The organism is Nocardia sp. PE-7 (assembly GCF_030486425.1).
GTDB lineage: Bacteria > Actinomycetota > Actinomycetes > Mycobacteriales > Mycobacteriaceae > Nocardia > Nocardia salmonicida_A.
In genome coordinates, this window is the sequence record NZ_CP129614.1 from 2,276,682 (window position 1) to 2,291,635 (window position 14,954).

Annotated in this window: 6 protein-coding genes; 3 read left to right on the forward strand and 3 right to left on the reverse strand. The window is 68.1% G+C overall.

Going from position 1 to position 14,954, the window contains the following annotated elements:
- The first annotated feature begins 56 nt into the window (after window positions 1–56).
- Window positions 57–1,220 carry a serine hydrolase domain-containing protein gene (locus QX204_RS10680; protein WP_301906500.1) on the forward strand — a complete coding sequence of 388 codons (1,164 nt, stop codon included), beginning with the start codon at window positions 57–59 and terminating at the stop codon, window positions 1,218–1,220.
- A 4-nt stretch (window positions 1,221–1,224) separates the two neighbouring features.
- On the opposite strand, the gene QX204_RS10685 is transcribed toward QX204_RS10680, so the two are convergent.
- Window positions 1,225–2,430, reverse strand: coding sequence for a PucR family transcriptional regulator (locus QX204_RS10685; RefSeq protein WP_301906501.1), 1,206 nt, complete (start codon window positions 2,428–2,430; stop codon window positions 1,225–1,227).
- 139 nt (window positions 2,431–2,569) lie between these two features.
- Here QX204_RS10685 and QX204_RS10690 point away from each other — a divergent pair, with 139 nt between their 5' ends.
- On the forward strand, window positions 2,570–4,051 hold the full coding sequence (locus tag QX204_RS10690) for a long-chain-fatty-acid--CoA ligase (RefSeq protein ID WP_301906502.1): 1,482 nt from the start codon (window positions 2,570–2,572) through the stop codon (window positions 4,049–4,051).
- A gap of 3 nt (window positions 4,052–4,054) precedes the next feature.
- Window positions 4,055–4,912 (forward strand): alpha/beta hydrolase, encoded by an 858-nt coding sequence (locus QX204_RS10695; protein ID WP_301906503.1) that lies wholly within the window; start codon window positions 4,055–4,057, stop codon window positions 4,910–4,912.
- Window positions 4,913–5,021: 109 nt separating this feature from the next.
- Here QX204_RS10695 and QX204_RS10700 read toward each other — a convergent pair whose 3' ends face one another.
- The gene (locus QX204_RS10700; protein ID WP_301906504.1) at window positions 5,022–7,511 is read right to left on the reverse strand and encodes an FAD-dependent monooxygenase; all 2,490 of its coding nucleotides are present in this window, start codon (window positions 7,509–7,511) and stop codon (window positions 5,022–5,024) included.
- Between the two features lie 35 nt (window positions 7,512–7,546).
- Window positions 7,547–14,698 carry a non-ribosomal peptide synthetase gene (locus tag QX204_RS10705; RefSeq protein WP_301906505.1) on the reverse strand — a complete coding sequence of 2,384 codons (7,152 nt, stop codon included), beginning with the start codon at window positions 14,696–14,698 and terminating at the stop codon, window positions 7,547–7,549.
- Window positions 14,699–14,954 lie beyond the last annotated feature (256 nt).

Genomic DNA, 14,954 nt, shown 5'->3' on the forward strand with positions numbered 1-14,954 from the left:
CGTAGATTCGGCATCGCTGCTGATTGTGAGCGTTCCTCGACGAAGGGATCTCTGTCATGAGCAAGTCGCCCGGGCATCGCCGATGCCGCAGAGCAGGTGCGGTGCTCGCGGTTGTGCTCGCCATCGCCGCGGGCGGCTGTACCGCACAGGAGAAGTCCGACGACTCTTCGCCGGTCGACAGTGCCGAAGCGGCGAAGATCGCCGATATCGTGGGCGCCAAGATGCGCGAACTCGACCTCAGTTCCGTGGTTTACGGCGCATGGCGCGGCGAGGATCGGATCGCTCTCGGGGCGCTGGGCGGATCACCGCTCGGGGTGCCCGCGACCACGGATATGCGCTTGCGGGTGGGCCAGCCGATGGAACCCATGCTGTCCACGGTCCTGTGGCGACTCGACGGACAGGGCGTGCTGAAACTCGACGAACCCATCGCTCGCTGGCTGCCCGATTTTCCGCGCGCCGACAAGATCACCCCGCGGATGCTCGCCGACAGCACCTCCGGGATCTCCGACTACGTGACCGAACCGGAGTTCCTGAAGATCTTCGGTGAGAACCCGATCCGCGAATGGACCGCACCGCAATTGCTCGAGCGCGCCAACGCCCGCCCACCACTGTTCGAGCCGGGTACCAGCTTCGCCTACGCCCACAGCGATCTGGTCGTGCTCGGCGAAGTCCTGCAGAAGGCGGCAGGCAAGCCGCTGGGCGAGCTGATCGCCGAACACATCACCATCCCGTTGGGGATGCACGCCAGCACCGTAGTGCTCAATCCGCAGATCGACGAACCGATCCTGCACGGCTACACCAACGAACGAAACTTCTTCGAAGACTCCACCTTCTGGAACCCCACCGCCTTCCTACACAGCGGCAACATGAACTCCACCGTCGCCGACGTCGGCCGCTGGGTTCGCGCCCTCGGCACGGGCGAACGACTCACCCCCGAGCAGTTCCAGCAGATGATGGGCCCCTCGACCGCGGGCCTCGGACCCTTCACCACGGAAAAATACTTCGCCTTCGGCGTTGTCCATCTCGCCGACTGGCTGTTCATGAACCCGTCCTACGGCGGCTACGACGGCGTCGCCTTCTACGACACGAAAACCGAGACGACCGTCGTCGTCTACGCCACCCTGGGACCGACTTCCAACTCGAACCAGAACAACGCCGTCGGCATCGGCACGGTGATCAGTACCCTGCTGGTCCCCGAGCGACCGCCGGCGGTTCCCTGAGCAGTCAGCTGCTCGGATCCGCGCGCACCGTGGCCAGAACCTTCCACGCCTGCAGTGCCGCACCGAGATCGCGCACCGCGGCGGGATCGGTGAGGGAGCGGCCGGTGAGTTTCTCGATATGGCGAAGGCGATAGCGCACCGTATTCGCGTGCAGATAGAGGCGTTCGCCGGTGGCCGCTGCGGAACCGCCTGCGGCGAACCAGGTTTCGAGGGTTTCCAACAGGCGGAGGCGGTCGTCGTGGGGGAGGGCCAGTAACTCGCGCAGGCGCATGTCGACCATGTGCGCCGCCTCCAGTGGCGCGGCGGCGACCACCATGCCCAGCGGATTGTCGTCGAATCGAGCGACACCGGCGGCACGATCGCCGAGACCGACCACCGCCAGCCGGGCGAAATGCAGCGCCTGCGGGGTGTCGGTGAGCGACTCGTACGGTGGGCTCATACCGATACGCGCCTGGTACTTGCGCAGCGCGGCCAGCGTGGCGGACTCCCGATTCGCCGGGAGCGCGAGAACGCCGATCTGCTGATCCGGCCGGAGCCGCCAGGCGGAGATGATCTGGGCACGGCGCAATGTGGTCTCGATGCCGGGCAGCGCCTCCCGGCCCGCGACGCCGACCTCGGCGGCGACCACCACGTAGCGCCCACGCGGCGGCAACCCGAGGACGCGCGTGGCCTCACCGAGCGTGGTCGGATCGGCGATGACGCCGGTGAACAACGCCTCGACCAGCACCGACCGCTCGTGTTCACGCTGCAGCACGAGCTCCGAACTCATCTCCCGGTAGGCGGCCGCGACCGCGACGGAGTACTCGCCCGCCAACGCCCACACCTCGGCCGCCAGGTCGACCAGCACCGCGTCGGTGACCGCCGGATGACGTCTGGCCTCGGCGACCAGTTCCGACCACAGGAATTCGAATCCGATCCGGAAGGCATGCAGGGTCTCGGCCAGCGGCACGCCCTGCTGGGCGCGCAACCTGCCGGTCTCTTTCGGCGGCTCGGGATCCACCGGTTCGGCGGTGGTGAAGTGCTGGACCATCAGCGTCAGATTGCGGGTGCAGGAGGTGCGGATCGTGTCGAACGGCACCTGATTCTCGTTGCGGTAGGTCTCGAGTTCATCGATGAAGCGCTCGGCCAGTTGGAGCCCGAGATCGTCGATGCGCGCGAGCAGTGCGGCGGCGACATCGGCGATCGGTCCTGGCGGCGATTTTCGAACCATTTCCGCAGCTTACCGGGGGTGTGATTGTCCCTGGGGACAATGCTCTCACGGCGATGTTGTCCGGCGATCCATGGGATCGGCGTCACAGCGGTGCGACGATTTCCGCGTTGTCGACCGCTATCGTCCCGAGGATCTGCCGATGCCCGCTCTGAGCGAGAACCTGCTGCACTCCGCGCTGCGCCACCCGAATCGGCCCGCGCTTCGCTCGGACACCACCGTGCTGAGCTACGACGAGCTCGAGGAGTGCACCGCGCGGGTTGCCGCGTTCCTGCACGACCGTGGAATCGAACCGGGGGACCGGGTGGCGCTGATGCTGCCGAACGTGCCGGAATTCGTCGTGCTGTACTACGGCATCCTGCGCGCCGGTGCGGTGGTCGTGCCGATGAACCCGCTGCTCAAATCGCGCGAAGTCGCCTATTACCTGCGGGATTCGGGGGCGGTGCTGCTGTTCGACTGGGTCGACGGACCCGGCGAGGGTCCGCATGGTGCGCGGGAGACCGGGACGGAAGCGCTCACGATCGACGCCGACCTCCTGACCGAACTGCTCGCCGGACACCACCCCCGCCGTGCCGATCACTCGATCAGTGCCGAGGAACCGGCCGTCATCCTCTACACCTCCGGCACCACCGGCACGCCCAAAGGTGCCGCGCTGTCGCACGCCGGGTTGGTCCACAACGCCGACATCTATGCCACGACCGTGCTCGATATCGGCACCGACGACGTGATCCTGGGGTGTCTGCCGCTGTTCCACACCTTCGGCCAGACCTGCGCCATGAACGCGGCGATCCGTAGCGGCGCGTGCCTGACCCTGGTGCCGCGTTTCGAGCCCGCGGCGGTCTTCGAGGCGATCGCGCGCGATGGCGTCACCGTGTTCGCCGGTGTGCCGACGATGTATTCGGCGCTGCTGTACGCACCGGGCGCCGCCGAAGCCGATGTCTCGACCTTGCGCCGCTGCGTCTGCGGCGGCGCCTCGCTGCCGGTGGAGCTGTTGCACGGCTTCGAAAAGCGTTTCAGCTGCGTGATTCTCGAAGGATACGGGTTGTCGGAGACGAGTCCGGTGGTCGCGTTCAACCACGCGGGCAGGCCACGCAAACCGGGCTCGATCGGCACGCCGATCCGTGACGTCGAGGTCGAACTCGTCGACAGCATCGACGGAATCGGCGAGATCGCGGTGCGTGGCCCCAACGTGATGCTGGGGTACTGGCGCCGTCCCGCCGACACCACCGCGGCGATCCCCGACGGCTGGTTTCGCACCGGTGACCTAGCCCGCCGCGACGAGGACGGCTACCTCTACATCGTCGACCGCAAGAAGGACATGATCATCCGCGGCGGCTACAACGTGTACCCCCGCGAGATCGAGGAGGTGCTCTACGAGCACCCCGAGATCACCCAGGCCGCCGTCATCGGGATCGCCGACGCGCATCTGGGCGAGGAGATCGTGGCCGCCGTCGCCCTGCGCGTCGGCGCGACCACCACCGGCGAGCAGATCCAGGAATTCGTCCGCGACCGGGTCGCCGCCTACAAGTACCCGCGGCAGGTGTGGCTTCTCGACGCCCTGCCGACCGGGCCGACCGGCAAGATTCTCAAACGCGCCATCAGCCAGCACATCACAGAGGAGTGATTCATGTTCAGCTATCTCAGCAGTGACGGCACGACCATCCACGTCCGGTCCTGGCTGCCCACCGGCGACGATGTCACCGGCGTGGTCCAGATCGCGCACGGCATGGGCGAACACAGCGCGCGCTACAGCCATCTCGCCGCACGGCTGGTAGCGCGGGGCTACGCCGTCTACGCCGCCGACCATCGCGGACACGGTCACAGCATGGCCGGAGCGCCGGGCGACCTGGGCGACAACGGCTGGAATCTGCTCGTCGAGGACATGAGCGCGCTCACCACGATCCTGCGCGAGATCCATCCCGAGCGGCGGGTGCTGTTGTTCGGGCACAGCCTCGGCTCGTTCGCCGTGCAGCAGTACCTGCTCGATCACGACGCGCTGGTCGACGCCGCGGTCCTGTGCGGCACCACCGCGGTAGACGAATTGTTCGTCGAGATCGCCGCCGCCGAAGGTGATCTGCTCGGCCTGTTCAACCGTCGGTTCCAACCGACCCGCACCCCCGCCGACTGGCTCAGTCGCGACGAAGCCCAGGTCGACGCGTATCTGGCCCACCCATGGTGTGGATTCGAAATCGATGCGGTCAATATGGCCTTGCTGGCGAAGCTGGGCAACGAACGGCTCGCCCGGCCCCGTGGCATCAGGACGGATCTGCCGCTGTATGTCATGGTCGGCGGCAGCGACCCGCTCAATGCCGGTGCGCGACTGAGTGATCTGCAGGTCCAGCGCTATCGCGATGCCGGACTCACCGACATCACCTACCGCGTCTACCCGGACGCGCGCCACGAGATCCTCAACGAGATCAACCGCGACGAGGTGGAGAACGAACTCCTCGCATGGATCTCACGGGACTCCGTGCAGGCCGTCTAGGCGCCACGCCGCGTCCGGCGATGTGCCTCGATCCGCACCGCTACGGCACTTCGGTGTCGATGCCGAAGTGCCGTAGCCGGTCCGGTCACGATCGCTTTCGCCGCGGAACTCAGTGCACAGCAGCGACTTCCGGCGTGGAAACCAGGCTGAGCAGTGCGTCGACGAGGGTGTCGATCAACGCGTCCGCGCGGTCGGACGACAGCAGTCCCTCGATGTAGCCGAGGTTCAACGACAATTCGTCGGTGCCGTGGCCGACGGTCAGCATCATCAGACCGCTGATCGACATACCGGAGACGACCTCGGCGCCGGAGACCTCCCACGCACCGATGCGGGTGGGAAAATCACGGGTGTCGACGAAGGTCAGGCACAGGTTGCCCGGCCCGCGAGCGTCCAGCAGGTTCACCACCTTCTCCGGTTGTGCCGGTGTCTTGGGCAGCATGAAGCCGATTCCGCCCAGGTTGGCCAGGTGTTGGCGCTGTTCGATACGACTCGCGAAGTCGGTGGCGAATGCGGCGGCGGTCTTCCAGAGTGGCTGTCCCGCCGGTGTCGGCAGCGCGATCATCGCCTGGTAGGCGCCGGTGTGGGTGGCATCGAGCGGTCGATCGAGTTGCTCACGGAACAGCACCGAGACACCGACCGGGAAGTGGGCTTCCGGCGCACCGGCGTCGTTTCCCGCCGCGCGGGCGAGTGCGGCGGCGACCACACTCGACAGCGGTACGTCGTGTTCCTCGCAGGCAGCGAGGAGCGCTCGGTACTGGCTCCCGTCCACTACCCGTCGGGTCAGCTTGGTGAAACGTTGCGTGGGTGGGACTTCGGCACCGGCGCTGACCCGCACCGGCTTGACCCGCAGATCGCGCAACCCGTCAGCCGCGAGCCGGGCGATGGCCTCGAGCTTGCCCCGCCCACCTCGGAAAGGCCGGGGGAACAGGGCTTCCGGGGAAGGCGGCGCAGGCACCTCGGCGATCCAGCCGCCTGCTTCGGCGGCGAGCTCGAGCACCTGCCGGGCGAACGACAGCACGGTCACCGCGTCGGCGATGGTGTAGGTGGAGGTCAGCACCAGGTCGTGGACGCCGGGCGCGGCGGTGATCAAGGTGGCGCGCAGCAGCGGCGCCGCCGGGTCGAATCGCGTCCGCAACTCGGTGTCGAACTCGGCGGTCCAGTCCCCGGATGTCAGCTCGCGCAACGGAATCGGCCGCATCGCGATCGGAACGAAGCGTGGCCGACGACCGTCTTCGCTGCGCACTACGGCGTGCAGCATCGGATGCCGGCGAGTCAGGGCGGACAGCCCGGTGCGGACCGCGTCGGCGTCGAGATCGCCGGTGACGCGCACCCGCGACACGATGTGCAGTGGCGCTACCTGGTCCACGGTCCAATGCCAGCGTTCGAGGGTGGACAACGGCCGGGGCAGCGCGGCGACCGGTTCTGGATCGCCCAGGCCGGGCCAGGTCATCGGTTCGGCCAGGCTGGCCTGCAGCTTCGCCTCGTTGCCCTTGGCGATGAAGCCGTCGCGAACGACGATCAGTGCGCGATTGCGGGTCTGTTCGAGGCGGCCCAGCTTGCGGGAGCCGTCGACGAGCATCGTGGTGCGCGGAATCCGCCGCTGTTCGTAGACCCGCAGCGCGGTGCGGGCGTCGTCGTGGGTGGCCAGCGCGTGCGCGAGCACCACCGCGTCCTCGATCGCCGAGTTCGCGCCTTGCCCGAGGCTGGGCAGCATCGGGTGGGCGGCGTCGCCGAGCAGGGTCACTCGACCGCTGCCCCACTCGGTCAGCGGCGGCCGGTCCTGCGCGGGCAGCGCGAGAATGTCCGATTCCGGGGTGGCGGTGATGATGTCGACGATCTCCGGTGCCCAGCCCGCGAATCTGCTCAGCAGATCGTCCTTGCCGTGCTGCCAGTCGGCGGCCTGCTCGGCGGTGGTGGTCAGGGTGGCCCACCAGTAGACATTGCCGTGCCCGATGTCGTGGATGCCGAAGCGCATGCCCCTGCCCCAGTAGTGGATCGAGGCGCCCGGCTCGATCGCCGGGTGCGCGAACGGCACCAGCGCCAGCCAGCACACGAACTTGCCCGGTCGTGGGGCCTCGGTGCCGTGCAGCTGGGCGCGGATCGCGGAGTTGATGCCGTCGGCGCCGATGAGGACATCGGCGCTGAGGGTGCGACCGTCGGCGAATTCGACCTGCACCGCGTCGGAGGTCTCAGTGAAGCCGACCGCCTCGGCGCCGAGCTCGACCCGCAGATCGTCGCCGCACGCAGCCAGCAGCACGTCGTGGAGGTCCTTGCGGGCGAGTGCGACTGCGGGAGCGCCCAATTCGGCGTCGATCTCGGTCACGTCGACCCGTCGCATGTCCGAACCGTCGGGTCGGCGGAAGGTGAACGATCGAGCCTGTCCGCCGACGCGCAGCAGTTTCTCGTCGATGCCCAGGTCGAGCGTGCGCAGTGCGTTCATGGCGTTGGACTGCACCGACAGGCCGAAACCGGCCGCGCGCAGGTCCGGGCCGCGCTCGCACAGCACGACATCGATTCCGGCCCGGCGCAAGGCCGCGACGGCCGTGAGACCGCCGATGCCTGCGCCGACCACCAGTGCCGATTTCACGGGAGAGTTCACTGAATTTCCTTGCTGTGTAGCGGGATTCGGCAGGGTCATGATGCGGTCGCCGCCGCTTGTTCGAGCAATCGCGTGAGTCGGGCGGCTACCTCGGCGACATGAGGGGACTGGATCAACGTCAGGTGATCACCCGGCACCTCGATCACCTCGAGATGCCCGGTGGCGTAGGCATCCCAGCCGTTGGTGGGATCGCGATGCAGGGTGCCCGCCCGGTCGTGGGCGGGACGCAGCACCTGCGGCAGCGGCTGTGCGGCGCGCAGCAGGGTGATGTCACCGTCGTAAGCCTGCGGCCGGTAGGCGTCGATCGCTCGCCACCCCGCCACGAACACCTCGAACAATCGTCGGACCAGCGCACGGGATCCGGTCGGCGGCAGCACGCCTGCTTCGACGGCGGTGGCGAGGATGAAATCGAAGACGGCGTCGTCGGTGTCGAGTTCCTGCGGTATCTCGATCACGGCGGTGTCGGCGCCTCGCGCCAGCCAGAGCAACTCCCACAGGAAGAACTCGTAGAGCGCGTGCTCGGGCACCGGCATACCGTCACCGTGGCGCACGGTCATGGTGTCGATGAGCGCCAGCGTGCCCACCTCGTGACCGGCCTCGGCCAGTTGGCGGGCCATTTCGAAGGCGACCATCCCGCCCAGTGACCAGCCGCCCAGATGGTAGGGCCCCGACGGTTGGACGCGGCGCAGCGCGGCGATGTAGTTGCTCGCCATCTCCGCGATGGACTCGGCCGGGGTGCTTCCCGTCTCCAGACCCGCGGCCTGGAGGCCGTACAGCGGCTGGTCATCGGGCAGGTATCTGCTCAATTCGAGGTAGCAGAGCACATTTCCGCCGATCGGATGCACGAGGAACAGTGGCGTCCCGGTGCCCGGTCGCAGGGGCACCAGCGGATCGAATCCCGCCTCGGCCCGTTCGTCGAGCTGCGCGGCCAGCGCGGCCACCGTGGGACCGGTGGCCAGGGTGGAGACCGGCAGGGACACCCCGTAGCGCTGTTCGATGGACACGATCAGCCGCATCGCGGTGAGGGAGGTACCCCCGAGAGCGAAGAAGTCGTCGTGCACGCCGATCTCGGGCAGGCCGAGCGCTTCGGCCATCAGTGCCGCCAGCCCCGACTCGGCGGGTGTGCGCGGGCGAACCCGACCCGCCGAGGTAGCGGCGGGCAGTGCCATGCCGGCCAGGACGGCGTCGGCTCGCTTGCCGCTCGGTGTCAGCGGCATCGCGTCGAGCCAGACCAGGCGACTGGGAATCATGTAGTCCGGCAGCCATTCCCGCAGCGCGGCAGCGATCGCCGATTCGTCGGCATCGCCGCGGGAGCCGACCAGGAAGGCCACCAGCAGCGTCTGTGCGCTGGAACTTCCCGCGGCGGTGTGCGCCACGACGGCGACCTCGCTGACGCCGGACAATTCCGCGGTGACGCGGTGCAGCGCCAGCTCTACCTCCATCGGCTCCACCCGATGCCCGCGAATCTTGACCTGGCCGCCGCGTCGGCCGTCGCTGATCACCGCACCGCTGGGCAGCCTGCGACCGATATCGCCGGTGCGATAGAGCCGATTCCCCGGCGCGAACGGGTGTGGCACGAAGGCCGCCTCGGTGAGGTCGGGCCGGTGCTCGTAGCCGTCGGCGAGGGCGGCTCCACCGAGATAGATCTCGCCGGGCACGTCGTCGGGTACCGGGCGCAACCGGTCGTCGAGGACGAGGATCTCCACCCCGTCGATAGCGGTGCCGATGGGTGGCAGCGCCGGGAACAGCGCCGGGTCGCCGGTCATGGTGTATCGGGTGGCGACGTGGGTTTCGGTGGGACCGTACTGGTTTTCCAGTACCACCTCGGTGCCTGCCGCGCACAGCGCCCGGATCTCGTCGGTGACGCGCAGCTGTTCGCCGGAGGAGATGATCACCCGCAGCCCGGCCGGTGCCGTGCCGAGCCGGATCGCGGCCTCGGCCAGCTGCTGCAGGGCCACGTAGGGCAGGAAGATCCGCTCGGCGCCGGTGCTGGCCAGCAGTCGCGCCAGCGCGGGCAGATCGCGGCGTTGCTCCTCGCTGAGCAGGATGAGGCGACCGCCGCCACACAGCGTCGAATAGATCTCCTGGAACGACACATCGAACGACAACGGGGCGAATTGTGTTGTCGCCGGTACGGGCAGAGAGCCGCCGGCGGCCGAGAGCTGCCAGCGGATCAGATTGGCCAGCGCGCGATGCGGCATGGCCACGCCCTTCGGCGTCCCGGTGGAGCCGGAGGTGAACAACACATACGCGGTGGCGTCGAGATCGCCCGTCGGCAGCGTGACGGTGACGTCCGAAGCGATCAGTTCGTCGACGGTGAGTCGCGAATACCGGGGTGGCACCAGAGTTTCGTGGCCCGCGCTGGTGATCACCGCGAACGGCTGCGCCTGTTCGAGCATCGCGTGCAGACGCGAGGGCGGATAGCTGACATCGAGGGGTACGCAGGCCGCTCCCGCCTTGGCGATGCCGAGCAGCGTCGCGATCAGTTCGGGCGATCGGTCCAGTGCCATCGCGATGCGATCGCCCGGGCGTGCTCCGCGTGCCACCAGGCTCGCCGCGATGCGGTCGGCAATCGACAGCAGTTCCGCGTAAGTCATGGTCCAGCCACAGAACTCGACGGCGACCGCATCGGGTGTGCGGGCCGCGCAGGCATCGAACAGTTCGATCACCGTGCCGGGCGTGGGCGCGGCGACCAGTGGTTGTGGGACAGGGCCCAGCGAGCCGAAGTCCACCGTGGCCGAGGGATCGCCGGTGAGCAGGTCGAGGACCCGCAGGTAGGTCTCGCCGAGGCCGACCAGTTGATCGCGGGTGTAGGACGCGGGGTCGCCGTCGACGCGCAGCGCCAGCGTTGCGTCGAGCGGGTTTCGGATGGCGTTGATCAGCAGGGCGAAATTGGTGTCCTCGCGAATGTCGATGCCGAGCAGGGTCACGTCCAGCACGTCCATGGCCGCGCCCGCGGCGTGGAAGTGCACGTAGTTGAACGCGGTGTCGACGACGACGCCCGTCTCCCGCTGGATGTCGGTGAGCGGAAAGCGCTTGTGCTGTGCGCTGTTGCGCTCGCGCTCGAAGACGCCTGTCAGCACCTCGCGCCCGCTACGGCCGGTGAAGTCCAGCCGCAGCGGCATCGTGTTCAGGAACAGCCCGGCCATGCGCTCGGCATCGATGCGCTCGGGCCGCCCGTGGGTGACGACGCCGGTGGTCACATCCGTGCGACCCGACAGCAGGCCCACGGTGCACAAGTGCGCGGCCAGCAGCACCGCCTTGACCGGGATATGCGCGGCGGCGGCCACCGCGTCGGCGCGGGCCAGCAGATCGGCGCCGACCGGAACCGACACCGAAACACGCGCCTGCGGCGGACCCACAGCAGGCGTCGCGTCGACGGGAACGTGGGGACGCGATCCGGGGACCCGGATCGACTCCGCGCCCTCGAGTTCCCTTGTCCAGTATTCCCGGTCGGCCGGATCGTCCAGCGAAGCACGCTCGGCACGAACGTATTCGGCGAAGGAGGGGAGTTCGGCGGGGAAGTCGCCCGTGCCCCGATAGTCCGCCAGCAGTTCCGAGACCAGCGTCGCCACACTCCAGCCGTCGAGGATGGCGTGGTGGAACGAGAGCACCAGTTCGATCCGGTCGGCGAGTCGGAATACCGCGAGATCGAACAGGCCCGGTTGCTCGAAGACGTATCGGCGCAGGCGTCGTTGCTCGACGTGGTCGCGAATCAAGGCCTCGGCCTCGTCGGCGTCGGTTGTGCGCAGGTCGATGGTCATCAGTGGGGGATCGAGGTGGGCGTGCACAAGCTGCAGTGGCTCGGAGTAGCCGGCGAGCTCGAAGGAGGTGCGCAGCATCGGGTGCCGGGCGACCGATCGCCGCAGTGCGGCGCGCAGGGCGGCATCGTCCCACGGCATCCGCAGCGAATACCGGAAAACATCGTGGTAGAGCGATGATTCGGCGCGTTCGCGGCTGTGGAACAACATGCCCAGCTGCAACCTGGTCAACGGGTACGCGTCCACCACGTGCGGTAAGCGGGCACGGTCGATGCCTGCCACCAGTTCGAACGGCGCGAGAGTCGCAGCGGCGACAGCGCCGGTGCCCGCTCGCTCGGCCAGTTCGGCGATGGTGGGGCATTCGGCGATGTCACGGGCGCTGATCACCAGCCCCCTGGCCTCGGCCCTGGCTCGCACGCGCAGCAGCAGGATCGAGTCGCCACCGAGGTCGTAGAAGTTGTCGAACACCGACACCGACTCGCGGTCGAGCACCTCGCGCCAGATGAGCGCCAACTGTTCCTCGACCGGTGTCCGGGGCGCGGTGTGCCCGACGGTCGGGTTCTCGGCGGTGAGCGCGGCGAGCGCGGCGCGGTCGGCCTTCCCGCTCGGGGTCAGCGGAATCGCGTCGACCCGAACGAACAGCGACGGAATCATGAACTCCGGCAAAGTCTCGGCCAAGGCCGCACGCAGCGCGGCGGGCTCGGGTGCGGACGCCGCCACACAATAGGCGGCCAGATAGGTGGCGCGCTCGGGCGACTGACGATCGATGACCGTGGCAGCGGTGATGCCGGGCAGTGCGGCCAGCGCGTTCTCGACTTCGCCCAGCTCGACCCGGTTCCCGCGGATCTTCACCTGCCGGTCGATGCGGCCCAGATACTCCAGTTCTCCGTCGGCCAGGCGGCGCGCCAGATCGCCGGTGCGATACATCCGCTCGCCCGGATGGAAGGGGTCGGCGACGAACTTCTCCGCCGTCAGTTCCGGGCGGTCGCGGTAGCCGCGCGCCAGACCGGCTCCGGCAATGCACAATTCGCCCGCGACGCCGACCGGCTGGGGCTGGTCGGCGGGGCCGAGCACATACAGGCGGGTGTTGTCGATCGGTCGGCCGATCGGCACCCGGGTCACCGTGTGGGCCGGGTCGACGGGGCAGTCGTAGTAGGACACGTCCACGGTGGCCTCGGTCGGGCCGTACAGGTTGACCAGCCGGGGCGCGGTGGCGCCCAGCCCGGCGAAAGTCTGATTCCAGCGGTTGACCTGGTGGGGCAGTAGCGCTTCACCACTGCAGAACACCGTCCGCAGACCGGCGGCCCTGGCCACCGCGGTCGGGTCGGACTCCAGCAGATCCAGGAAAGGCGTCAGCATGGACGGCACGAAATGCATGACCGTGACGCCGAAGTCGGCGACCGCGGCGAGTAGCTCGCGGGGATCCTTCTCGCCACCGGGTCGCAGCAACGCCACCTGGGCGCCCTCGACCGCCCACCAGAACAGCTCCCACACCGACACGTCGAACGAGGACGGCGTCTTCTGCAAGATCACATCCGTGGGGCTCAGCGGATACCGCCGCTGCATCCAGCCGATGCGATTGAGCACCGAATGATGCTCGACCACAACGCCTTTGGGGCGACCGGTGGAGCCGGAGGTGTAGATCACGTAGGCCGGGTCCGAACCCGTGGGAACCGGAGTCCGTGCTGGTGCGTCCGTCGACCAGCTCTCCGGTGACAGCACGACTGCCTCGCTGGACAGCTCGGCATCGGTCAGCACCACTGCGGCGGCGCTATCGGCCAACAGGTAGGCGATCCGGTCGGCGGGGTAGCCGGGGTCGATCGGGACGTAGGCGGCTCCGGCGTGCAGGGTGGCCAGGATCGCGACGAGCATGTCCGGACCGCGCTCGAGCAGCACCGCGACCAGATCGCCCGCCTCGACCCCGGAATCGCGGAGCACGCCGGACAGGGCGGCGGCACGCTCGGTGAGAGCGCGGTAGGTGATCGTGGTTCCGGCCGCGGTGAGCACCGCCACCGCGTCCGGCGTGCGCTCGGCCTGGGCCGCGATCCGGGCGATGACGGTGGTCTGGTCGTCGTAGCCGCGCGCCGTCGCGCGAGCGCGGTCGACCAGCAGGTCGTGCTCGGGCGCCGACACCATCGGCAGCAGCGACGGATCGGTGTCGATGGCGTCGATCCCCGCCTCCAGCAACGTGATCAGGTGAGCGGCGACGGACTCGATCGGGTAGTCGACATCGAAGACGTCGGCGGCGTGATCGAGCCGGATCAGCAGCGGCCCGTCGTCATCGATCTCCGAGATCGTCCAGGCCATGACCAGTGGGCTGTACCCCTGCGAGGGTTGCTGCACCTCCTCGAGCCCGTCGATCAAACCGGCGGCCGAGGGCAGGCGCGGATAGGCAACCGTCACGTCGAACAGCTGTCTCGCCGGGTTGCCGAGGCGACGCAACTCGCCCATGAGATCGCCGAGCGGATAACGCTCGTGCTGCTTCATCCGGCGCACATCGGCTTTCACCGTGGACACCAAGTCGCGCAGGGTGCGATGGCCTGCTGTGCGGATGGGCAGCGGAAGCGTGTTGGCGAAGTTGCCGATGGTGGCCTGCTCGGTGGGGTTGCCGCGATTGCCGAAGGGGATGCCGATGGCGACCTCCTCGGCGCGCAGAGTCCGCGACAGGTAGAGGCCGAGCATCGCACAGAAGTACGGGTACAGCGACAGGCCTGCATCACGAATTCGGTTGACCAGCAAGCGATCCAAGGGAAACTCGTAGGCCGTGACCGGTGCCAGCCCATCGGTGGCGCGGGGCCGGTCGAACAGCGCGGGGGTGATGGTGTTCAGCCCGCCGACCACCGCGTCGCGGTCGAGAAGGTACTGATCGCTCGCCCGATAGTCGCGTTCGAACGGCAGGCACCCCAGAAACGACGAGCCCGGCAACTCGATGGGATTCCCCGCCATCGTCGTGGCGTAGTCGGTGAGAATCTGGGCGCCGATGTGGAACAGCCCGGTCGCGTCGGCGGCGACGTGGTGGGTGGTCAAGACGAGGTAGGAGGACTCCGCGCCGGCGCGGATGACGTGCGCCCGGAAGGGCACCGCCCCGGTGAGGTCGATGGCCGAACCGGTGAGCAGCTCGATCCGACGCTGCGCCTCGGCACGCGGATCGGGGGCGTCGCCGACGTCGATCACCTGGACCGGCGGCATCGGGTCGGTCGAGAGTTCCTGGTAGGGAACACCGTCGAGGACGCGGTACCGCAGCCGGAGGCCGTCGTTGCGTGCCCAGGTCCGCTCGATCGCGGCGACCATCGTGGTGACATCGACGGCGAGCGAGAAGCGGCCGACCACGTTCGAGAGATAGCTGGGCAGACCGGGAAAATGTTCCACGATCGTCCAGATGTCGCGCTGATAGGCGGTGAGCGGATAACGCATGGAAACGGACATGGATGTACCCCTGAGGTGAAGAGCTGAAATGTGCTCGATCGCGCGACGCTGCTGCGATCCGAATTTCGTCCGGTGGCGATCTTCGCCCGGCTGATCAGGCGATTTCACGAGTGGTCCGTGCGCCCAAACGGCGCTCCGATCACTGTGTCATTCGGGCTATCCGATAGCCAATGTTGTTGTGCGGTAACGGAAGTCACTTAGGCGCAAAACCAACCGGCCGGACGCCGAATTGTCCGGATAATTGGTTCCGCGAAAC